This window comes from Acinetobacter sp. WC-141 (genome assembly GCF_000313935.1).
In the GTDB taxonomy this organism is placed as follows: Bacteria; Pseudomonadota; Gammaproteobacteria; order Pseudomonadales; family Moraxellaceae; genus Acinetobacter.
Genome location: NZ_AMSS01000016.1, coordinates 82,058 through 102,361, shown reverse-complemented (window position 1 = coordinate 102,361; position 20,304 = coordinate 82,058). Strand labels below are relative to the sequence as shown.

The 20,304-nt window shown below is 37.9% G+C and carries 34 protein-coding genes; 15 read left to right on the top strand and 19 right to left on the bottom strand.

The window, feature by feature from the left end; translation table 11 throughout:
* Window positions 1-111: 111 nt before the first annotated feature.
* Complete coding sequence (locus ACINWC141_RS03225) at window positions 112-348, bottom strand: hypothetical protein (protein WP_000152660.1); 237 nt, start codon at window positions 346-348, stop codon at window positions 112-114.
* Between the two features lie 209 nt (window positions 349-557).
* Window positions 558-902 carry a hypothetical protein gene (locus ACINWC141_RS03220; RefSeq protein WP_034677473.1) on the bottom strand — a complete coding sequence of 115 codons (345 nt, stop codon included), beginning with the start codon at window positions 900-902 and terminating at the stop codon, window positions 558-560.
* Window positions 903-1,545: 643 nt separating this feature from the next.
* On the opposite strand from ACINWC141_RS03220, the gene ACINWC141_RS20350 reads away from it, so the two are divergent.
* Window positions 1,546-1,779 carry a hypothetical protein gene (locus ACINWC141_RS20350; RefSeq protein ID WP_000401163.1) on the top strand — a complete coding sequence of 78 codons (234 nt, stop codon included), beginning with the start codon at window positions 1,546-1,548 and terminating at the stop codon, window positions 1,777-1,779.
* Window positions 1,780-1,953: 174 nt separating this feature from the next.
* On the opposite strand, the gene ACINWC141_RS19260 is transcribed toward ACINWC141_RS20350, so the two are convergent.
* The 14 genes from ACINWC141_RS19260 to ACINWC141_RS03145 form a co-directional block, all read right to left on the bottom strand.
* Window positions 1,954-2,505 carry a hypothetical protein gene (locus ACINWC141_RS19260; RefSeq protein WP_009387802.1) on the bottom strand — a complete coding sequence of 184 codons (552 nt, stop codon included), beginning with the start codon at window positions 2,503-2,505 and terminating at the stop codon, window positions 1,954-1,956.
* A gap of 213 nt (window positions 2,506-2,718) precedes the next feature.
* Window positions 2,719-2,937 carry a hypothetical protein gene (locus ACINWC141_RS03205; protein ID WP_009387778.1) on the bottom strand — a complete coding sequence of 73 codons (219 nt, stop codon included), beginning with the start codon at window positions 2,935-2,937 and terminating at the stop codon, window positions 2,719-2,721.
* A gap of 264 nt (window positions 2,938-3,201) precedes the next feature.
* Complete coding sequence (locus tag ACINWC141_RS03200) at window positions 3,202-3,753, bottom strand: hypothetical protein (RefSeq protein ID WP_009387779.1); 552 nt, start codon at window positions 3,751-3,753, stop codon at window positions 3,202-3,204.
* Window positions 3,754-3,763: 10 nt separating this feature from the next.
* Window positions 3,764-4,057, bottom strand: a complete 294-nt coding sequence (locus ACINWC141_RS03195) for a hypothetical protein (RefSeq protein WP_009387789.1) — start codon at window positions 4,055-4,057, stop codon at window positions 3,764-3,766.
* Window positions 4,057-4,509, bottom strand: a complete 453-nt coding sequence (locus tag ACINWC141_RS03190) for a RuvC family protein (RefSeq protein WP_009387790.1) — start codon at window positions 4,507-4,509, stop codon at window positions 4,057-4,059. The genes ACINWC141_RS03195 and ACINWC141_RS03190 overlap by 1 nt, the downstream gene beginning before the upstream one ends.
* Complete coding sequence (locus tag ACINWC141_RS03185) at window positions 4,506-5,165, bottom strand: hypothetical protein (protein WP_009387812.1); 660 nt, start codon at window positions 5,163-5,165, stop codon at window positions 4,506-4,508. The genes ACINWC141_RS03190 and ACINWC141_RS03185 overlap by 4 nt, the downstream gene beginning before the upstream one ends.
* A complete protein-coding gene (locus ACINWC141_RS03180; protein WP_009387757.1) occupies window positions 5,162-5,764 on the bottom strand; it encodes a hypothetical protein in 603 nt (200 codons plus the stop codon). Before ACINWC141_RS03180 ends, ACINWC141_RS03185 begins: the two co-directional genes overlap by 4 nt.
* Window positions 5,761-6,510, bottom strand: a complete 750-nt coding sequence (locus ACINWC141_RS03175; protein ID WP_009387843.1) for a hypothetical protein — start codon at window positions 6,508-6,510, stop codon at window positions 5,761-5,763. The genes ACINWC141_RS03180 and ACINWC141_RS03175 overlap by 4 nt, the downstream gene beginning before the upstream one ends.
* Window positions 6,503-7,432, bottom strand: coding sequence for a YdaU family protein (locus ACINWC141_RS03170; RefSeq protein ID WP_009387736.1), 930 nt, complete (start codon window positions 7,430-7,432; stop codon window positions 6,503-6,505). The genes ACINWC141_RS03175 and ACINWC141_RS03170 overlap by 8 nt, the downstream gene beginning before the upstream one ends.
* Entirely contained in the window at window positions 7,425-7,787 is a 363-nt protein-coding gene (locus ACINWC141_RS03165) for a hypothetical protein (protein ID WP_034677468.1), read from the bottom strand. Before ACINWC141_RS03165 ends, ACINWC141_RS03170 begins: the two co-directional genes overlap by 8 nt.
* Window positions 7,784-8,080, bottom strand: coding sequence for a hypothetical protein (locus ACINWC141_RS03160; protein WP_001084132.1), 297 nt, complete (start codon window positions 8,078-8,080; stop codon window positions 7,784-7,786). The genes ACINWC141_RS03165 and ACINWC141_RS03160 overlap by 4 nt, the downstream gene beginning before the upstream one ends.
* Window positions 8,077-8,352, bottom strand: coding sequence for a hypothetical protein (locus ACINWC141_RS03155; RefSeq protein ID WP_009387771.1), 276 nt, complete (start codon window positions 8,350-8,352; stop codon window positions 8,077-8,079). The genes ACINWC141_RS03160 and ACINWC141_RS03155 overlap by 4 nt, the downstream gene beginning before the upstream one ends.
* A 55-nt stretch (window positions 8,353-8,407) precedes the next feature.
* Window positions 8,408-8,728: a hypothetical protein gene (locus ACINWC141_RS03150; RefSeq protein ID WP_000049332.1), complete on the bottom strand. Its 321-nt coding sequence runs from the start codon at window positions 8,726-8,728 to the stop codon at window positions 8,408-8,410.
* A 10-nt stretch (window positions 8,729-8,738) separates the two neighbouring features.
* Window positions 8,739-8,990, bottom strand: a complete 252-nt coding sequence (locus ACINWC141_RS03145; protein WP_000996058.1) for a Cro/CI family transcriptional regulator — start codon at window positions 8,988-8,990, stop codon at window positions 8,739-8,741.
* A 108-nt stretch (window positions 8,991-9,098) separates the two neighbouring features.
* Between ACINWC141_RS03145 and ACINWC141_RS03140 the strand changes: the two genes are divergently transcribed.
* The 13 genes from ACINWC141_RS03140 to csrA all read left to right on the top strand — a co-directional run bounded on the left by ACINWC141_RS03140 (window position 9,099) and on the right by csrA (window position 17,327).
* Entirely contained in the window at window positions 9,099-9,863 is a 765-nt protein-coding gene (locus tag ACINWC141_RS03140) for a LexA family transcriptional regulator (protein ID WP_009387746.1), read from the top strand.
* Window positions 9,864-9,877: 14 nt separating this feature from the next.
* Window positions 9,878-10,093, top strand: a complete 216-nt coding sequence (locus ACINWC141_RS03135) for a hypothetical protein (protein WP_000370477.1) — start codon at window positions 9,878-9,880, stop codon at window positions 10,091-10,093.
* A gap of 50 nt (window positions 10,094-10,143) precedes the next feature.
* Window positions 10,144-11,088, top strand: coding sequence for a hypothetical protein (locus tag ACINWC141_RS03130; RefSeq protein ID WP_009387828.1), 945 nt, complete (start codon window positions 10,144-10,146; stop codon window positions 11,086-11,088).
* A 200-nt stretch (window positions 11,089-11,288) separates the two neighbouring features.
* Entirely contained in the window at window positions 11,289-11,729 is a 441-nt protein-coding gene (locus ACINWC141_RS03125; protein WP_009387804.1) for a hypothetical protein, read from the top strand.
* Window positions 11,730-11,731: 2 nt separating this feature from the next.
* Window positions 11,732-12,055 (top strand): hypothetical protein, encoded by a 324-nt coding sequence (locus ACINWC141_RS03120; protein ID WP_009387807.1) that lies wholly within the window; start codon window positions 11,732-11,734, stop codon window positions 12,053-12,055.
* An 11-nt stretch (window positions 12,056-12,066) separates the two neighbouring features.
* Window positions 12,067-13,188, top strand: a complete 1,122-nt coding sequence (locus ACINWC141_RS03115; protein WP_009387816.1) for an ATP-binding protein — start codon at window positions 12,067-12,069, stop codon at window positions 13,186-13,188.
* On the top strand, window positions 13,185-14,144 hold the full coding sequence (locus ACINWC141_RS03110) for a hypothetical protein (RefSeq protein WP_009387819.1): 960 nt from the start codon (window positions 13,185-13,187) through the stop codon (window positions 14,142-14,144). The genes ACINWC141_RS03115 and ACINWC141_RS03110 overlap by 4 nt, the downstream gene beginning before the upstream one ends.
* Window positions 14,144-14,440, top strand: coding sequence for a hypothetical protein (locus ACINWC141_RS03105; RefSeq protein WP_034677459.1), 297 nt, complete (start codon window positions 14,144-14,146; stop codon window positions 14,438-14,440). The genes ACINWC141_RS03110 and ACINWC141_RS03105 overlap by 1 nt, the downstream gene beginning before the upstream one ends.
* The gene (locus tag ACINWC141_RS03100; protein ID WP_009387724.1) at window positions 14,441-14,881 is read left to right on the top strand and encodes a DUF551 domain-containing protein; all 441 of its coding nucleotides are present in this window, start codon (window positions 14,441-14,443) and stop codon (window positions 14,879-14,881) included. It begins immediately after the preceding gene.
* Entirely contained in the window at window positions 14,878-15,120 is a 243-nt protein-coding gene (locus ACINWC141_RS03095; protein WP_009387730.1) for a hypothetical protein, read from the top strand. Before ACINWC141_RS03100 ends, ACINWC141_RS03095 begins: the two co-directional genes overlap by 4 nt.
* Window position 15,121: 1 nt before the next feature.
* Entirely contained in the window at window positions 15,122-15,337 is a 216-nt protein-coding gene (locus tag ACINWC141_RS03090; protein WP_009387837.1) for a hypothetical protein, read from the top strand.
* 209 nt (window positions 15,338-15,546) lie between these two features.
* Window positions 15,547-16,827, top strand: a complete 1,281-nt coding sequence (locus ACINWC141_RS03085; protein ID WP_009387738.1) for an aspartate kinase — start codon at window positions 15,547-15,549, stop codon at window positions 16,825-16,827.
* A 245-nt stretch (window positions 16,828-17,072) separates the two neighbouring features.
* Window positions 17,073-17,327: a carbon storage regulator CsrA gene (csrA, locus tag ACINWC141_RS03080; protein WP_009387775.1), complete on the top strand. Its 255-nt coding sequence runs from the start codon at window positions 17,073-17,075 to the stop codon at window positions 17,325-17,327.
* 67 nt (window positions 17,328-17,394) lie between these two features.
* Here the strand turns inward: csrA and rnhB are convergent, their stop codons facing one another.
* Both rnhB and ACINWC141_RS03070 read right to left on the bottom strand, forming a co-directional pair.
* The gene (gene rnhB / locus ACINWC141_RS03075; protein WP_009387830.1) at window positions 17,395-17,961 is read right to left on the bottom strand and encodes a ribonuclease HII; all 567 of its coding nucleotides are present in this window, start codon (window positions 17,959-17,961) and stop codon (window positions 17,395-17,397) included.
* Between the two features lie 69 nt (window positions 17,962-18,030).
* Window positions 18,031-18,420 (bottom strand): hypothetical protein, encoded by a 390-nt coding sequence (locus tag ACINWC141_RS03070; RefSeq protein WP_009387799.1) that lies wholly within the window; start codon window positions 18,418-18,420, stop codon window positions 18,031-18,033.
* A 238-nt stretch (window positions 18,421-18,658) separates the two neighbouring features.
* On the opposite strand from ACINWC141_RS03070, the gene ACINWC141_RS03065 reads away from it, so the two are divergent.
* Window positions 18,659-19,216 carry a cytochrome b gene (locus ACINWC141_RS03065; RefSeq protein WP_009387791.1) on the top strand — a complete coding sequence of 186 codons (558 nt, stop codon included), beginning with the start codon at window positions 18,659-18,661 and terminating at the stop codon, window positions 19,214-19,216.
* Between the two features lie 41 nt (window positions 19,217-19,257).
* Here ACINWC141_RS03065 and ACINWC141_RS03060 read toward each other — a convergent pair whose 3' ends face one another.
* The gene (locus ACINWC141_RS03060) at window positions 19,258-20,256 is read right to left on the bottom strand and encodes an adenosine deaminase (RefSeq protein ID WP_009387762.1); all 999 of its coding nucleotides are present in this window, start codon (window positions 20,254-20,256) and stop codon (window positions 19,258-19,260) included.
* Between the last annotated feature and the right edge of the window lie 48 nt (window positions 20,257-20,304).

The window sequence follows — 20,304 nt, the reverse complement described above, 5'->3', positions numbered from 1 at the left end:
ACTTATAAAGAATATGTGCCCATCAATAGGTAATACTTAATAAGGTCTTATGTGTAGTAACCATTAGGCTCTAGAGAGTAAGAAATCACACTGACTAAAAATAAAAAATAATTAATTTTCAATATCAATGATCATATACTGCAAAGTTAAGTATATTCCAACTTCTCCATTGTTGAGTGCCTCATATAAGTCTTCATCAACGAAATCTCCAGATTCATCATATAGCCATTTATGAATTTGAATAATTTGTATATTCCCTTTTTTGTCTATTCTTGCTATTGGGTCTATTACGGACCGAACTATCACCTTCTTCTTCGTCTCAACATCAAGCAATGTGATAATTGTCATTTTAAAATCCTTATAAATATCCTGTATAACAACTACGCTCAATCAATAAAGATTTTTATATTTAAATTACTCAAATAGCAATCTTTTCAATCTAAAAAATAAATAAAAAACACTCTAATAGTATGTGCCTATTAGAAAAGATACCTTAAATATTCTACTAGCAATAAAAAAACCGCTTTAAGGGCTGTTCATCTAAAATTCACAGGTACTTAATGAAGATTTTTTTTCTGTCTTTGCATCTTTCTGGGCTCACAAATTTTTCCAATAAAGTTAGTTAACCACAAAATACTTTCTTCACGATCTTCAAAATGAGGTATAAGACTTAAATCTACTTTTATCTTGCGATCAGCTAAAGGCAAACTTAAACAATGTTCAAAGTCTAGTGAGCTGTACTTCAATTTGAGTCTTTTTTCTGCAGCTTGATTCTTTATCTCAGCCATAATGCGATTTAGATTAACGATCAAATTATTTGAAATTTTATTATTTTCATATACCCGTTCGTAAACTGTCTCAGCTACATCAATGTAATTTATTAGCTCTACATTCTTATTCACGACATTTGTACTCCGTTTTTTATAATTATCCGTCTAAAATAATGTTTATTTGATTTACTAAATCCTTCGCCTAGGTAAAGATTGTTTAAATTCTGTCACCCTGATTTTAAGTAAATATTTGAATTTATTATGCAATTACTGAGTTTTATAATATTTATATACATCTTTGTTCTTAACGCCCCTTTTTTTCTATCACTTGCCCATTGAGTTCACCATCAACACAAATAAACATTGTACTAATCCATAAAATTATGGAGATCAGCTTAACACAAAAAGAAAAAGCCCCCACTAATCAATAGTGAGGCTTTGCCGTATTTCCCGGCTAGCACATTTAAAAATCGATAGCTAAAAAAAAGCCAACTTGTTAGAGTCAGCTTAATTCAATCGTTTGAGAATCATGCTTGCATAGTTATTGTCCGTTGCAATCTTCTATCATTTTTATTTTTATAAATATAATTTAAACCAGCCATGTGACATTTTGATTAAATTTCACTCAACACTTTTTTTGTTAAATAAGTCACATTTAATCTTATTAATGCACTAACCATTACAACCTATAAACACAATGTGTATCAATTACTTCTGCTTGATTTTGTAAATTACAGTATCCTTAGTTTACCTAACTGCCAAAATCAATAACACAATGGAACACCAAACACTTTTAGACGAATTAAATTCGCAGATTGAATATTACTCAAAAAGAACTGACTGCCCACCAACTAGAATTCGTATTGGGTATAAAACCTATTACGAATTAATGCAGAATCCTAAATTTGCCGATGAAGTATCAAACTCCGCTTTAGATCCAAACAAACGCAAATACAAAAAATTAAAAATAAAAGTTACTAAGGATGACAATCAACTTGAACTTGAATGATTTCTCATAAAAAAAGCCTACTCTTTCAAGTAGGCTTTCCCCTTATGACTTTTGCGCTGATCATTAAGGTTTATTGTTGTTTAAAGCAACTCTCAGATCTTACAGAAATACTTAACAATAAAATAGCCCCGCCAATAATCGATATTTAGCAGAGCTTCTTAAAGCTTATACAGTTTATCGTGGAAGATATCTTTTTGAACCTGTGCTATTAAGGCAGTAATGTCCACCTCTAGGCCCAACACAATAAGTTCCAGATGTGCAGTAACAAGAGTTATTAGTCGTTTTACTATAACTTCTTGGAGTCCGTGTAGTAGTAGAACTTCTAGTTCTAGTATTATTATAGCCTTTTGATTCTCTTTGAGGAGTTGAGTAAACAGGCTGTCTGTTATCAAAACTCCCTTTTGAATATCTATAGGTGACTGGTGGAGTATAACAACCAGCAAAACTGCACAAATATTTAGTATCAATCCATTGTTGTCTATCCATATTTGGATTTAATAACGCCCATTCATCTTGGTACCAGAATACATAAACTTCACTTCCCCCTTTCAACTTAAAGATTTCTTTGCCATTTGGCATATCCTTGACTGGAGCGGTATCAACACTAATCCAATTTTTAACTGGATTAAACCTTTCAACTTTTTGCTGCAAAAAGTCTATGGACGGTATAGATACACATCCACTAATACCCAAAGTAATAACTAACCCTATTAAATAATTTTTCATTTTATTAACTTCTTAGAAAGAATAATTTTAATGCGAAGTAAACAATAAGCTACCTAATAAAAGCAACATATACTTTCATCTAATTTAAATACATAAAGAAAAATTAAAAAACCCGCTTCTAAAAAGAAACGGGTCAAAAAACAAAAAACTTTCAGCGCAGTATTTGTGACATATCATACAAGTTAGAAGATGTATTTACAATATACTTTAAGCTTAATTTTTTGATACTCTCAAAATATCCAAAACTCGCTTTGACATTTCATGCAAGTTGGACCCTATTGGTAGCCAAAAATGATAATTAATGTTGTCACGGTTAAAAACTTGCTTGTAGTACTCAGTTTTGAATGATGGATCAATGTCAGAAGCCTTAAGTAATCTGCCTTCTTTTTCGATCACTTGCCCATCTAATTCACCACCAACACAGATATTCATTTTTACCAGCCTGGACTATATAGCAAAAAATAAAAAAAATCCGTACCTTGGGGAAAGTACGGACTAAGCTTTTAAACTGAAAAACACTATAATGGAAATAGACATCTTATAGTAAGTTTAATATACGATAAATTTCATGTTTTCTCAAATCCTAATTAAAAGCCCACGATCAAGTGAGCTTTGATGTGTTGGTCTTCGGAAATCCGTAATACGACCAGTATAGGAATACTATATATCCATCAGGGAAATATTCCTAGAATTATTTTACATTTCTTTGTAAGTGCTTTTCTTGTACTTTTCTACTGCCTTTGAGGCACCATCAATTGCTGACTCAATAGCAAGACACATTAACTTTTCATACTGCTTCCATGTGCCATCATAAGCTTTCAAAGTCATCTCTGATTCTTTAATGCCTGCTGCTAATTGCAATCTACCTTTAGCTGTAAAGTTATCTTCCATACCCGGCTTGAGTGCAAACATAGTTACCATCCAAGCAACCTTTCTTGCTAGATCCTCTAACTTGATGTTTTTAGGTTTAGAGCGCTTATCATCATGCGCCCCAACAATCATAATGCTTGCAAGATGCTTCAATATATAATCAAAGTCACCCTTGCTTTTTTCGCCAAAGATTATTACTGACGCAACTGCTTTTTCGAGTTGGGTATCCATTGAAGCAATAGCACCCAAGCGGTCTTGATAGTTCAATGGTTTCTCTCCTGTTCCGCGGACCACTGGCTCAATACTTGGTGAACTCGCAGTTAAACCATGAGTCAACCATTCAAAACGTTCAAACTTCTCAACTGCTACTGCATTCATACCGTCACCCTTAATCGTCTAATTCTGCTTTGTTTATAAGTATTGAGTACATGTCTTTTGAATAGTTTGATATTGGGAACTTCTTGCCGATCAGTTCCGCAAATTCATCATCAAGCTTGCGTACCAGATCCATATATTGAATCTGCTTTTCATCCGTCTCACCTGTAGGCCATTCAGGTGTCTTAGCTTGGTATTCCTCTGCCCATGCTTTGACTTGCTCAGCCTTATCTTCAAACTGTGTGCGAAAGAAAGCATGAAATCCTTCTTCGTGTTGTTCGTATGTCCCAACTTCGTAAAAGACCATCACGCCACCTTCTTCCCGTTCATACCCCAGATCAACATGCCTGCGTCACGCTGCTCTTGATTCGTTCGACCTTGCCAACCAGTAATCTTGTTAAACTGCTCTGCATTGAGCTTTGATTTCGTTGGCTTCACCAGTAAAACCGCTAGACCCAATGCTTGTGCTATTTCTGCTAATAAGATGCCAGTCGCATGATTCATCCCAACACGTCTAGCAATTTGCTCGTTCACTTGTCTTGAGTGATGCCCACCTATTCGGAAATTCGCTTTCTTGTTCTCCCAACCTGCTTCAATCACTACCTTCTTGATGCTGTCCTGTTCATTTCTGAATAGTTCAACAGTTTCAGGAAAAGTCAGATTTTTGAGTTGAAGATCACTACCAAGAATGGCAACTCCCGACTTTTCTAAGTCAGGATCGATGCCGATGATGATTTGAGCCTCTTTGAATGTGGTCATTGGTCACCTCTCACCCAAAGCTCAAAATCTTCAATGGTCATCTCATTCTTTTGAATTTTTGAATAAACTATTTCAATGTCATCTGGCATTTTCTTCTTGGCGAAATATCGCTTTAATTCTTCTGTGACGTTATAAACATCGTTCTCTCTCTTAAACACCAAGTACAGTTGCTTTCTACCTTCAACACTCGCGTAATTCTCAAAATAGCGCTGTAGTTCAAATTCTTTATTGCCTAGCTTAACTACGCCATAGAAGTAAAAGTCTTCATCTAGAGTTAGTGTTTTCGATACATGCTTATGAAGCCACTGAGCAATATCAAACTTTATGTAGCCATTAGTTGATGTGTATTCAACCTCCGTAAATTCATAGTGACAGTCCCTTGTAAGATCACTACTACAAAAGACCCAGTCTTTCTCTTCTGATGTTAAGTACTCAAATTCTTTAGTTTTTGGATTGAAGAAATTAACTGTCCAACTCTTATCATTTGGCTCAATAACAAGATGCTTTTCGGAATTCCCGTACACCTCTGTACCATCTGGCAATTGATACAGCACATATGGATGGGTTGACATAAGTAAAGTCTGATTTACCTGCATCCATTTATGTGGTTTTTCATTCTTAATCTTATTGATAAAATACTCTGGAATATTACTCACTGTCCTCCCCCCTTGAGCGCTTGCTCTAACTTCTTAACCGTGTCAAAACCAATGGCACCTGATAAATACATATTTTCAATTTCGATAATTACTGCATCCACCCGCTTTTGCAGCTTAAACATGTTTATGCCTTGCTGGGTGTACAGGGTTTGCAATTCGTCACGCTCTTGCTTGATATTCTTTAAGTGAACCTCATGACCAATCACTTCACCGTGATGAGATGCTTTAAGCTCTTTAATTTCTTGATGTAAATCGAGAATAGCCTGAGCCTTTACACGGTTTAAGCGTTCAAGTTCTGCTATGCGTCCATGATTGCCTTTTATCGTGGCTTTAAGCCCCTCCACTTTCGCTTGCTGCTTCAGAAAAGACATATATGCGGTGTTAAGCATGCAGCAATAAATAACGCCCTCATCAACATCATTGTTGTTAAACCACTTAGCATTAGGGATGAAAGCATTTTGTTTGACATCAAAATCACACGCATCCAAGCACTTTTGGGCAGCCTCGGAATTAGAAAAAGGAAGGCTTAAAAAATGCTGTTCAAACTCGTCTCCACACTTATCCAAACCTTTCTCACGAATAAACTGTTCTGGTTTCATACATTCGCCCCTTCAATTAACTGCAGAATATTTCTTGGAATAGGCATACCTTCACGGCGGCACATCTCTGCGTATTCCTGCGGATTATCGAAAGGATCTGGACCTAATTCCTTTGCAAGCTCAGGCTCTTTTTCTTTTGCCTGAAGTTTTTGTACTGGTGCAGGTTTACGACCATTGATTTTTAAACGTTCCATCAATGATTGGAGATGCTTTTGCGCTTCGTCATTGCTTACTGGGGTGTGTTCAGGTTCTTTATGCTCTAGTTGTAGCGGTGGAGTGTAAAACTCTTGCTGACGGCCTTTTAACTGAGCTTTAGCCACCATCACGTTGTATGTCCCGAAGAAATTATCTTGAGCTGCTCGCATTTGGCCGGCTTCGATCAAATACATAACCTCGTCTAAGGCGTACTTAGTGATTTGGGTAATAACCACGGAACGGTCAGTTGTAAACTTACATGCGCGAGACCAAGCTTCTTCTGGAGACATCCAACTTTCACCGATACACCAGGTGCGAAACTCGGCAAATGACGGCATAAAGCGTCCACCTGCTGTAAGTAATCGAGCAAGTGCGTTGTTAAATTGGTTTTGTTGAACGCCAACCAGTGTTTTAAGTGCGATTTGCTCAACCACTGACAGAGGAATTGCACTTTCGCCTGTTGCTGGAAATTGCTTATTGAACTGAGCAGCGTAAACAGTGCGAAGAGAAGCGATTAATTGACGCACTTCGTTCAAGGTAATCTCATGCATGACCTATCTCCTCAATCATTGGAAACTTTTTTGCCGGGGTTACATCCACGATTTGAGATTCGATTTGTTCTTCAAAAAGATTGGCGAAGTAACCCGACTCTTGTGGTTTTTGAACAGCTGAATTGATTTGCTCTTGCTTCTTGCGGTTAGCAGCAACTTGTTTCTCGTTGTTTTGAACCCAAGAGAACCACTTAACCAGCCAGATGCTTGGTGTATTCAACGAACTTGATTCGTTTGCAAAGTACCAGTCACCGAAATTTTGAATCATGGTTCTCAAGTCGATTTCAGGTACAGAAACAAATCTTTGTTGAGCAAGTGAGATGAAATCGTATTGAAACTCGCTGTATTCAGAAATGAATTCACGCATTGAGTAACGCTTGTGATCATCGATCTGATACTGAGCAAATTGGATTGGTGTAAATTGCGAATTTTCTTCACGCGCATTACTACTACTATCTATATATTGGTTATCGGTTAACGGTTTATGGTTAAGGTTTTTTTGGCTTTCACTTTCAGAACCCAAAATTAACCCACTGGGTTTTTGTGGGTTTTCAGAATTAACCGAGTCGCCTTCACTTTGGTTTTCTTTTGGTTTTTCCTTACGTGGACGTCCACCTTTCTTACCATTTTCACGATTTTTATCCCCTACTTTTTGATAAGCGGCGATTTCTGAATCACAACGTTTGTTGTGAAACCCGTCTTCCTCTTCCACAAAAAACTCTTGCAACACAATTAATACTGCTTCCCTTTCTTCTTGGGTATTTGCACGTAACCGACGAAAAACCGACTGGGTTTCTTTGGGTAATGGTTTTTCATTCAAATAATAGAAATCAAGAGCACGACGGTAAAAGCACTCTTCAACTGGGCTAAGGTGCGCTGTAGCAACCATAAAGTCGCTGATATGGTGGAGATATTTATACATCAGTGACTGCTCCTAATTTGACAAGACCGCGCATTTCTAACTGACGAATAATTCTTGGAGGAATAAATTCGTTGTTGATTTTGTAGCGAGTACGAGACTTTTCTTTCACCTGAATTAGTTTGTGCCCATCCTCCATGAGACGGCGAACTGCTATAGCCTGCCCCCCCATATGAGTTAATTCTTCAAGTTGATAAAATCTTTCCTGAGCCTCAATTGCGGCATTCATAACTGAAAGTGGCATGGCTGCTAATTCTTTAGCCGAATAGATCTTTACTGGTTGCTCCAGTGGAATTACCACCTCTAGCGGTGTGGTGGAAACGGAAATATCTTGTTTTCTTCTTACTGCATATCTCACTTTTCACCATCCTTTGGCTTAACATAGCCTCCAAAAGAATCAACCAAACACGCCTTGGTTAAGCTGGTTACAATCTGCTGTGCCAACCACTGCGTTATGCGAAATTGACGAGCCATAGCCTCTGAAAATTCAACTTTGGTTACCGCTGCATTATTTTCGTCATAACCTTTGTTACGTAAATTTTGCTTTTTCACCTCAAATAGGTGCCCAAGCACTCGCAATGCAGGCTCATAAAAAGATTGGATTTCACTTTGCTGACGAGAATCTTTGATTTGGTGTGTAAAGCTGTTCATGACACCTCCGCTAATGCTTGCTCAGCGCTTGTTAGTCGGCGTTTGGCATTAAGTTCTGCAACTGTTGCTGTGCGGATTTCTTTTGAAGAAACCAGAATCAAATGATTCTCTGATTTGATGGTCCATAAACTAGTCAAAGTTTTGTTTTTAACTTCAAACAAATCATTTGATTTGAAAGTACGGCACTCTTTAGTAAGTACTACAACGTCACCCACTAAAAATTCTGGTGAGTTGAGTTCGATTGGTTGTTCTGATAAATTGTTTGTGTTCATTTGATTCACCTCAATTGAATGCCTAACCACTCCTGTTCCCGCAGGTAGTGGTTTTTTATTTGAATAAAATCCGCATGTACTCTGGTGAAGTGAATGCATGTGCTAAATAAACTCGTGTTGCTTCTGCAATTTCAGGTGAGCAATACACATCACTTTCTTGCACAACCTTCAAACCAATGGCTGTCAACAAAAAGCTAATAAACTCAATCTCAGTCCATCCATTTGATTTCTTTTCTGTTTTCATCCGTGAAAGAATGCTCGCATCGACATTTATCATCTCTGCTACTTGTCTTTGGTTGCTAGCGTTAAGTGCTTGCAATATGAGCGACTCGTTATTGCTAGCGCTTGCAGGCAATTCATTTGATACTTTGCTCATAGGTAAGGTCCTAAGCGGTTAATGATCCAAGGTTTCTACATTTTGTCGTCTGGGGACGAAGTTCAATCCAAATATCTTGATAGTTATCAGGGAAAAGCTCTTTTCGTGTTGTTAAACCAAGATCTTCAGCAATAACTGCTAACCTGATTTTTCTATCAAGGGGAATAGCTTTCCATCCACTAACTGATGACGGAGCAATCCCCAGAAGTCTTGCTACCGCTGTGACACCACCTAGCTTGTCTATAAGTTGTGCGTCATTCATAACGTGCTCCTAATTTTTCTTTAATTATTAGGCATTCCTTATATTAAATCAATAGGAATACCTAATTTTATTTATGTTAGGATTTCCTAACATTGTGAGGATAGTTGTATGAACACTCTTGCTGAACGACTTAGATATGCCATGGAAGTATTGCCACCTAAAAAGATCAAAGGTGTCGAACTTGCTCGTGCAGTCGGAGTAAAACCTCCTTCTGTGAGTGATTGGCTATCTGGTAAATCCAAAACAATGGAAGGAGAAAATTTATTACGTGCTTCAAAATTTTTGAATGTTAATCCTTCATGGCTAGCATCTGGAACAGGAGAGATTCAAACAAGCACTAAGGATAAATTTAAGCAACTTGATATCGAGAAATTTAAAAAGAAATACAATATTAGTGATAGTGATGAAGCACTTTTATTTTCAACAATTATCGAAAAACCGTTTATCCCATCATCTAAGCGTTGGGTTCCTGTAAAAGCTTACTCCAAGATGGGCATGGATGGCTATTTCACAGATATGGGTTATGAAGGCAATGCTGGAGATGGGTATGTTCCAACTCACTCAGCAGGACCAAGAGCCTATGGTATTAAAGGCACTGGCGACTCAATGTTTCCAGCTATCCGTAATGGATGGTATGTGGTTTGTGATCCAGATGCGGAACTCGTGCCGAATGAGTTTGTTCAGGTGTGCTTGAAGGATGGAAGATGCACAATTAAAGAATTTGTTGGCATAAATGGCGGGGTTTTAAGCTTGCTTTCTGTGAATGGTGGTGAGCGATTTTTCTTTGAAATGGATGAGGTAGAAAGCATTACAGCTATTACTGACATCGTACCACCAAGTCAGCACAGACAAGAACATCCTTATTCGCATTAATCACAGGAAGACTTATGGACAATTCAAAACTACCAATCAACCAGATTATTGCTCGTATCAATGATGCAGCTAAACATGGTGAAGCTTTGGTGCTGACTGCTGAAGAAGTAAAGATTCTTTCTAAAGACATTGGCGATAAGGTCTTTATTCCTGTGCTTACTAATGAGCAGGTCGTGCAGTTGGTAAAAGAAGGAAAGCTTGGACAGAAAATTAATAACACCAAAGATTAATAAAACTGTGAACCCGACACAGTCTTTACAACGGTTCGGGAGGGGGAAATATGCAAGCTACTGCAACTCTAGACGCAAATGAAGTAATAGTGGAAACGGAATTTACAGTTTATTATTCTACTAAAAATATTGTGCCTATTCCTAAAATTATTGATGCCTTAAAGTCAATTGAGAGCATACTACATAAGACTCCTAAATTTGTAGAAGCGGCTTATCCTGGTATCAAGGTTTATGACTCACAAGTATTTATCAATCACTTAGAAAGTGGTAGTTTAGATATCAAAGTTGTTCTTCGTCAGGTATTAGGTGATGCAAAATACGAACGTGGTGAAAAGTTAGTAGATGATGCTAAGCAGCTTATTAAAGACGTGGTTTCGGATAGCAAAACTATGAATAATATTGTTATTTTTAGCATGGGTGCCATTGTGGCAACAGGTTTTAATTATGCAATTGCTACCAAAAACACTTCGCAGCCTACACCAGCACCAGTAACAATTGTTAATAACGGTATCATGAATGGCTCTGGAACAATGATTTTATCACCTGAAGAAACGCAAAAAATTCTGGAAAAGCTGCCCCAAAAACAAGTTGCAAAGGATGCTGTTAATTTTGCCAAACCAACAAAAGATGATCCCAACTCTAGTATTGAGCTTCAAGATGATAGCCACATAAAACAAGTTTCATTTGATTCAAAATATGTTAATCAAGTACCAGAGCACTACGAGCCACCAGAACAAGAGCAAAAAGAAGAACTATTAAAAAATCAAGATGTATACATCTATGCTAGTGACAGAGATAAAACCAACTCAGGATGGGCAGGAATAGTACCAGACCTCTTTGAAGCTCGTGTTAACTTTGATTTAGCAGACTCAATTAATCCTGATAAATTGCATGGAAAAAGAAAAATTAAAGCTAATATTATTGTGCATAGTAAATTTAATAAAACAAAGCGTAGTTATATTCCTTCAAAAGTTACAATTTTAGAAATTGTATGATCTAAATTATATAACCCCAACCCACCACCACGGTGGGTTTTCTTTTGTCTATTAAAACACAAAAATTAGGTATTTCTAATTTTATTAGGAACACCTATTGACTTAATAATTAGGTTTACCTAATATTTATCTCGTAGACAACAAAAAAGCACACCGCCCTCCCCAGGTCCGATGTGCTTTTGCAAACTGCGAGATCAATTATGAACGTAAAAACCTTTTTAAACAAGCACAAGGTAACTGGAGTTACAGCAATTGCTGTACTTGTAGCCTTGGGTTCTTGTGAATACCGTACCGCTAATTCTAGCGTCCCTTCTAATTACTCATATGAAAGCAAACAAGTAGTTGCTTCTGAATATGAACTTTTAGGTATTAAGCAAACTGGTGAAAAAACTGGTGTAGCTGTTATCCGCATAGACGGCTTCAAACTAAACGTGAGCTTCGATTTTGACGGCGTAGCTGATAGCTATGGCGTAGCTGGATCTGACTTTACAACTGCTGAAATTACAAATTTGGCTATTGATTCAGTAACGGATCTAAGCGGGAAGTCTTTCAATGACTTTACCAATCATGATGACCATAAAAATATAAATATTTTATTGGCTGGCTATATCGACCGTAACCATTGGATCGAGGAGGCTTAATCATGCAAAAAGTTAGGCATCATCCAGACGGCTACAAGTCGTATTTAGGCCGTGATAATACAGGACTCTACTCTGTTCGCATTGGCTGGCAAGTGTACGCATCTAATGCTAATGGCTCAGTTCTTTACAAAATTAAAGACGGAGTTAAGACGCCTTTGGACGTTGAAAAGTTCAAAACCGACTATCCAAAAGTTTGGAATGAACTCACACAAGAAATCGACTTTCAACGCAGAAAGCAGCTCGCAATAAAACTGCGTGAAACAAATATCCCTACTTATGACCGCAAAGCTTATAAGAAGAAGCGCGGCTTTACAGGTTCAAAATAAGGATAAGAAAAATGGCTCTACCTATTATTACTGCTGACCAAACTTTATTAGTTCAAGCAATTATTGTGTATCTATACGCTGATCCGGGTTTGGGTAAATCGTCAATGGGCTTTACTGCGGAAAAAGCAATTTCATTTGACTTTGACCGTGGTGCTCACCGTACTGGTGAATTACGTCGTGGCGCGGTTGTACAAGTTCAACAATGGAGTGATGTAGCAAACCTTACTCCTCAGGACTTAGCACCTTATAAAACAGTAATCATTGATACCGTTGGAGCAATGCTTGAATGCATTAAGACACATCTATTGCTCACAGCTAATAACCGTCAAAAAGATGGCTCTTTAAAGTTAAAAGCTCAAGGCTTGGCTAACCAAACGTTTAAACAATACATCAACACATTAATCAGTCTTGGCAAAGACGTTGTATTCATTGCTCATGCTTCTGAAGATCAAAACGGTGATCAAATTATTTATCGTCCAGATCTAGGAGGTAAAAACCGTAATGAGCTTTATCGTATTGCAGACATTATGGGCTATCTAACAACCGTTACGACAAGTGAAGGTAAAAATGCCCGTGTAATCAGTTTCAAACCTTCTCCTACTCACCACGCGAAAAACTCAGGTGCATTAGGTGGTGAAACTGGTGAGGTATGGGTTCCGGATCTTAAATCTCATCCAACTTTCTTAGCTGATCTTATCGCTCAAGCTAAGGACCACATCAACACTTTAACACCGGCACAACTTGCTGCAGCTAAAGCTCAAGAAGAGTTAGAAAATTGGAAACAAAGCTGTGAAGAAGCTGAACATGCTGGTGATCTAAATCAATTAACTGAGTCGCTTGATAAAGAACACATGTATTACCAGAACATGCGACAAGCAATGTTAATGAGAGCTAAAGCATTGAATTGCACGTTTGATAAACAACGTGGCACTTGGATTAGTCCACCAGAATTTAACGGTATCTCAGATCAACAAAGAGATGAACTTCAAAACTTTATTGCTGAACGTGGCCTCGATGTGAAAACAGTATGTGAACACTTCGGTATTGATGCACTTACTCAAATTGAAGCGGCAAAACTTACGGCAGTAAAACAAGACATTGAAACTTTAGCAAAAACGGGAATGACAGCATGAATAATATAATTACAGCTTCAGAAGCTTTTGATGCTCTTCTAAATGGCTTCAAGGTTCTATGTAGACCAGTGGGTGACATGCTGGAATTTTCGGAATTAGACCAATTCCCTGCAACCATCTTTGCTAAATCTGGCTATGAATTCTGCATCAAACTTGAAACTAATGAATTGGCAGGCATTACCTTCACTAGACCATTGACAATTGATGAGTATAAAGAGGGTCAGGATGTTTTTGTAATTAATACATATTTACCTTCCATTTATATTGTTGGATTTAAAACCTCTGCACTCATTGAGGCTATTAATAGTGGTTTTGTGCAGCGTGATGCAGAAAATGCCAAGCTTCAATTAAAAGCTATTTCAAAAGCATTCGGTTATGAAATAAATAATGATCTTAGTGTTATTCGTCTTGGTGATGAGCCTAAAAAACAAAGAGGCAAAAAAACAAAAGCTGAAAAGACTAGTGAAGTTATTCCTGCAGAAACTCAGCCTGCAATTGTTATTACTGAACAAACTAATGTCACCACTTCTAAGGACAAGTTAGTTCCAGATACTAATGACCCGATATTAGATCCTGAATATCAAAAAAACCTTGATACCCTTCTGCAACGAGTTAGGGAATCAAAAACTCCTGACGAAGTGAATGCAGTTTATCGCTATACCCGTACGTGGTCAGATAAACAAATGGAACCTCTTTTATTGGCTACTCACAAACGACTTGAAGAGTTGGAAAAAGAAAAGTCTCCTTCAGGTGAACCACCTTCTCTAATGGTTCAGATCCAAAATGCCCCAGATCTTACTACCTTGGATGCACTTGAAATTGATGTGGCTGCACGAGATCCACAGATTCAACCGAAGCTTATGGGGTATGTGAGAAAACGCCGCTTCGAGTTAGAGAATCCAGCAGGTTCTCAACCAGATGCTGAACCTGATTACTTACTGGAGGAGCCTTTCTAATGTCGAAACAGACTACTCCAGAGTTTCTTTTCGAACCAAAGCTGCTACCCCAGCAGCTTTTCGAGAAATTCATTGTTTTCAATGTTAACGCTGGTTATCGCGGAAGAGGCACACCGCACGGCGTGAACCTGATTAAAGGCAATAAAGCTACCCTCACCTTGACTGATAAGGGTGTGATGAACAAAGCAGCTCAAGAGCGCTACAAGTTAATGCTGTTGAAGTATTTCAAAGAAGGTCGCTCAGCAATGGATGAGCTTAATCATGAAGTTAAACGTATTTATAAAATGGTGGCGTGAATGATTAATTTGAATAAGGAAAGAGAGGCTTTTCTAAATACCTTCCAATATTACAAAGGAAGAAGAGACATTATTTTTAGTCATGAGCATGAACTGTTTATGACTAGATCAAACAATCCTTCTGAAGTTGCTCAAAAAGAAATAAGCAACATGAATAGCCGTTGGGATGCTTGGCTTAGATGTGCAAAGCATCGTGATGCAGAGCTAGAAAAAGCCAAAGCTCAGGCGGTGCCTTCATGGATTAGTGTTAAGGATGAAGAGCCACCAATAGATACCATGGTTTTAATTTGTTGGTCTGACTCACCTGAGGTTCAACCAGAAATTGACTACATGACTTGTGATGAAGAAATTAATCACTATTGGGCAAATTTTGAGAGAGATCCACCAACTCATTGGATGTACTTTCATAAAGTGCCAAGTGAATCGGGAGCTGAGGGATGATTGACTTTATTGAGGATGCTGAACGTCAGTATGAAAACTATTGTGATCTTGCTGAGGAATATGGATTTTTAGATCGTGAAGCAGCTCGAAGTGGATTTAGATGCACATCTAAAAAAAGTGAATTTAACGCAGGTTGGATAGCTTGGAATGGTGCAATAGCGAGTTGTCGCGATGAGTTTTATAGACTTAAGGCGAGAATTGCAGAATTAGAAGTTAAAGCGGAAAGTAAGGAGAGATAAAGTGGATAAATATCTGACATCCAATAGTGTGTGTGAGATGTTTCATATTACTAAGCGCACTTTAAATCGCTGGGAAGAAAGAACCCCTTGGGGCATTCCTTTTCCTGCGCCTGCTTTTGGTTCAGAAGGCGGAACAATGAAACGATATCTCACTTCTGATGTGATTGAGTGGGAAAATGAATGCCAAAAGAAAGAACAGTTAAAGAAAGCAATATAAGTAATATAGAAGCTAACAATCAGCAAACTTGATGAAATTAGTCCAGATCAATGATTGTTAGCATATTTACGTTACTATATACTGTCCGCCGAATCACGGCTTGCTAGATAAACTCAGCAATTTCATTTATGTACATAATGGTGTACATATAATGAAACCAAGGAAGCAAGAATATACTTTTCCCGTTTAATTATAAGGGTTTAGGCGATATGGCATTAATCGTTCAAAAATATGGCGGTACTTCTATGGGTACCCCCGAGCGCATTTTAAATGTTGCTCGTCGTGTGAAGCGTTGGCATGATCACGGTCACAAGGTTGTTGTGGTCGTATCTGCAATGAGTGGTGAAACAAACCGCTTACTAGCTCTCGCTAAAGCCATTACCGAAACACCTGACCCACGCGAGTTAGACCAAATGGTTTCAACCGGTGAACAGGTGACGATTTCCATGTTAGCTATGGCACTTAACTCGATTGGTGTGGAAGCTAAATCCTATACCGGACGTCAAGTCGGTATTAAAACTGACAGTGCATTTACCAAGGCGCGTATTGAGTCTATTGATACAGATGTCATGACCAATGACCTAAATGCAGGCCGTGTTATTGTTGTTGCGGGTTTCCAAGGCTTTGATGCTAACGGAAATATCACAACTCTAGGTCGTGGCGGTTCAGATACTTCTGGTGTTGCTCTTGCTGCTGCTCTAAAAGCAGATGAATGCCAAATTTACACTGATGTAGATGGCGTTTACACCACTGACCCTCGTGTTGCTCCTAAAGCCAAAAAAATCGACCGTATTTCTTTTGAAGAAATGCTAGAAATGGCTTCATTAGGTTCAAAAGTTTTACAAATTCGCTCAGTAGAATTTGCCGGAAAATATCAAGTTCCTTTGCGTGTATTATCAAGTTTTGATAATGATAACGACGGCGTGTTTGACGACGAATTTAAAGAAAATGTAGGTACACTCATTACTACTGAGGCGGAAGATACTATGGAACAGCCAATTATTGCAGGTATTGCTTTTAACCGTGACGAAGCAAAATTAACGATTTTAGGTGTACCTGATGAACCAGGTATTGCTTCTAAAATTTTATCACCAGTAAGTGATGCCAATATCGAAGTCGATATGATAGTGCAAAATGTTGAAGAAGATGGCACAACAGATTTCACTTTCACTGTAAACCGTGTTGATTTAGCTAAAGCTGAAAAAATCTTAAACGAAACTGCCAAAAATATTGGTGCACGTGAAGTTTCAACACGTGATGATATCGTTAAAGTGTCTATCGTGGGTGTAGGTATGCGTTCACATGCAGGCGTAGCGAGCAAGATGTTCACTGCCCTTGCTGATGAAGGTATTAATATCCTCATGATTTCAACATCTGAAATTAAAGTTTCTGTCATTATTGACGAGAAATATCTTGAACTTGCTGTTCGTTGTCTACACACCGCTTTTGGTTTAGATCGTGAACATGGTGAAAGCAGCGCGCGCGCTTAATTTTACCAATCGGTCAATAATTCATTAAAAAATGTATACTTGTCCGACAATAATCAAATAAAACACAGAGCCGCTATAGTTTTTTTTATAGCGGCTCTGTTATATTAAAGGGAAAGTTTTTTAGCAGAGATTATCAAAATATGACTTTGTTCTCATATTTCTGTTAGAATCTGACTGAAAACTGAGGTTGAGCTTTTATTTGGGTATTACTATTGCAGTTTTAAGCGTTTAGCAAGGAGATAAACATGCTGATTCTGACCCGCCGTGTCGGGGAAACGTTAATGATTGGGGATCAAGTCAGTGTTACTGTGCTTGGCGTCAAAGGAAACCAAGTTCGTATTGGTGTAAATGCACCAAAAGAGGTTTCTGTTCATCGTGAAGAAATTTACCAACGTATTCAACACGAACGTGCAATGCATGAACATCTTCAACACCTTGATCAAGATTATCAAGTTACATTTGAAGATGAAAATTATGCACAGAAAAACTTCAATCGTTAGTATGAAGTTGTTCTCTCCCTAATTAAAGCGACTTTCTAGTCGCTTTAAATTTTTTAGGTCGATGTATTTATAAGCCTAAAGCACGTTTAACAGGCGCATAACTACGGCGATGTTGATCAATCACTCCATGTGCAGCAATAGCTTCAAAGTGCGCTTTAGTTGGATATCCTTTATGCTTGGCAAAACCAAATAGTGGATATTGCTGATCTAATTCCACCATTTGTCGGTCCCGCGTAACCTTTGCTAAAATACTAGCAGCACTAATTTCAGCATGACTTGCATCTCCCCCAATAATCGCTTCACAAGGAATAATGATTCCTTTTGGAATTTGATTACCATCTACAATTACTTTTTGCGGCTGAGTTTTTAAGCCTTCAACTGCACGCTGCATTGCTAAAAAAGTCGCTTGTAAAATATTTAATTGATCAATTTCGCCATGCGTTGCTTCTGCAATGGACCAAGCTAAGGCTTTTTCTTGTATTTCAATAAACAACTTTTCACGTTTCTTTTCAGTTAATTTTTTAGAATCATTCAACCCTAAAATTGGGTTATTAGGATCTAAAATAACAGCCGCTGCCACAACTGAACCTACTAAAGGCCCCCGTCCTGCCTCATCTACACCAGCAATAAACATCAAATCTCTACCTTTAAACAAAAGAGGCTGATCAATATAATCAGCCTTCTTTAATACAAAAATTATTAATTACTTTTGTAAAGCTTCTGCCACACACTCATTTACAGTTTTTGAAACCACTTGGTTTACAATTGTAGCACGTGCATTTACATCAAATGCAGCCGCTGCCAATTCTACTGCTGTCACGCTATTTGGTGCCTTCTCGCTTACACAACCACAAACATTAGTTTGAATGCTGTCACGTTGCTCAGCAGTCATAAGCTTTGTTGCTGTCTTCCAAGCGCCAACATTATTAATCTCTGTAATACATTTTGCATTTACAGCAACTTTTAATGCAGCAACACCCAACTGTTGAGTTGTAGATTGTGCAGAAGTAGCCCCAGTACCCGTACCTGTAGTCGTTGCACATGCTGTTAAAGCTAAAACAACTGGCGCTAGAGCGAGCATCAATTTTTTCATCATTTTTTCCTTTGATTGAACGTTGGCAGCGCGTATTGTGCCTAAACTCGACTTTAGAAGAAACAAATAATTTGATGCATTTATGCAATCTATTTTCCCCAGCAAAACTCGGCTCATCAAATGCATTTTTTCTTAAACGTTCTGTTTTTAGCACGCTCTGTTACATTTAAAATATTTCTCAAAATTAGTGCTTTCCCATAAAATTAAAAATCAAAACGACAAAAAAATAGGGTCTTTTATGCCTGCTGTTTCATCTCAGTATTACACCCGTACCGCACAAATCCTGCATTGGGTGATGGCAATCATTTTCATCACAGCATGGGCTATTGGCTTTTATAGCGGAAATTTTTTAAGTTATGACGTTGATGGCAGCTTTAAAGGCGATGTCATTACGTTACATAAGAATATTGCAACAACCATTATCTTTTTGGTGATTGTCCGGATTTTATGGCGCTATACACATCCAGCTCCAAAATTACCTGACAGCATGTCTCCAATGATGAAAACTCTAGCTCACATTGGTCATCTATTACTTTATGTGATTTTAGTGGCTTTACCTGTCACTGGTTGTTTATTTAGCTGGAGCGCTGGTCACCCTGCCCCTGTTTTATATTTATTTGAAATTCCGCGTTTAGTACAAGATAACCCAGAGCTTTTAGCTGTTGTTAAACCTTTACATATTTATATTTCTTGGTTTGCAGGTTTTCTCATTGTTGGACATGTACTTGCAGCGTTAAAACACCACTTTGTTGATAAAGACAATATTTTAAATAGTATGACCAAACAACCTAAGTAATTGCACATAAAAAAACCGCCTGAGATAGGCGGTTTTTTTATTTAGATTTTTTGAATTTCTGCAATCCACTTCTGTTTTTCTTCATCAGAAATGAAAGAAGCTTCAAATGAGTTCACAGCTAGCTGTTTCAGCTCATCATTGCTTAGATCTAGTGCCTGCTGAATTGCAAAGAAGTTGTCATTCATATATCCACCGAAATATGAAGGATCATCTGAGTTAACTGTTACGTTTACGCCTTTTTGCAGTAAACGACGGATATTGTGATCTTTCATATCCTTAACAACACATAGCTTTAAGTTACTTAAAGGACAAACAGTTAAAGGCATTTTTTCATTAATTAAACGCGCCATTAATTGTTCATCTTCTTCAGAACGCACACCATGGTCAATACGGTTCACTTTAAGCAAATCTAAAGCTTCCCAGACATATTCAGGTGGACCTTCTTCACCAGCATGAGCAACGATCAAGAAGCCCTCTTCACGTGCTTTAGCAAAAACACGTTCAAATTTAGCTGGTGGATGGCCCACTTCACTTGAATCGAGCCCTACAGCAATAATGTCTTGCTTAAATGGTAAAGCCTGCTCAAGTGTTTCAAATGCAGCTTCTTCACTTAAATGGCGTAAGAAACACATAATCAATTGAGAACTAATACCAAACTTAGCTTTGGCATCTGCACACGCACGCTTTAAACCACCAATCACTGTTGAGAATGCAACACCACGATCAGTGTGGGTTTGCGGGTCGAAGAACATTTCTGTGTGAACAACATGATCTTCGGCGCATTTCTCAAAATAGGCCCATGCTAAATCATAAAAGTCTTGTTCATGTACAAGAACATTTGCACCAGCATAGTAAATATCTAAAAATGATTGAAGATTATGAAAGTTATAAGCTTGCTTTACTTCTTCAACAGATTTGTAAGGAATCTGAATCTGATTGCGCTGGGCAATTGCAAACATTAATTCAGGTTCAAAAGTCCCTTCAATATGTACATGCAATTCGGCTTTTGGTAAGGCGCGAATCAGCTCGACTTGATTCATATTAACTCCACGTCTAAAGAAAAAAGGGTGTGGTCAAAATCACACCCT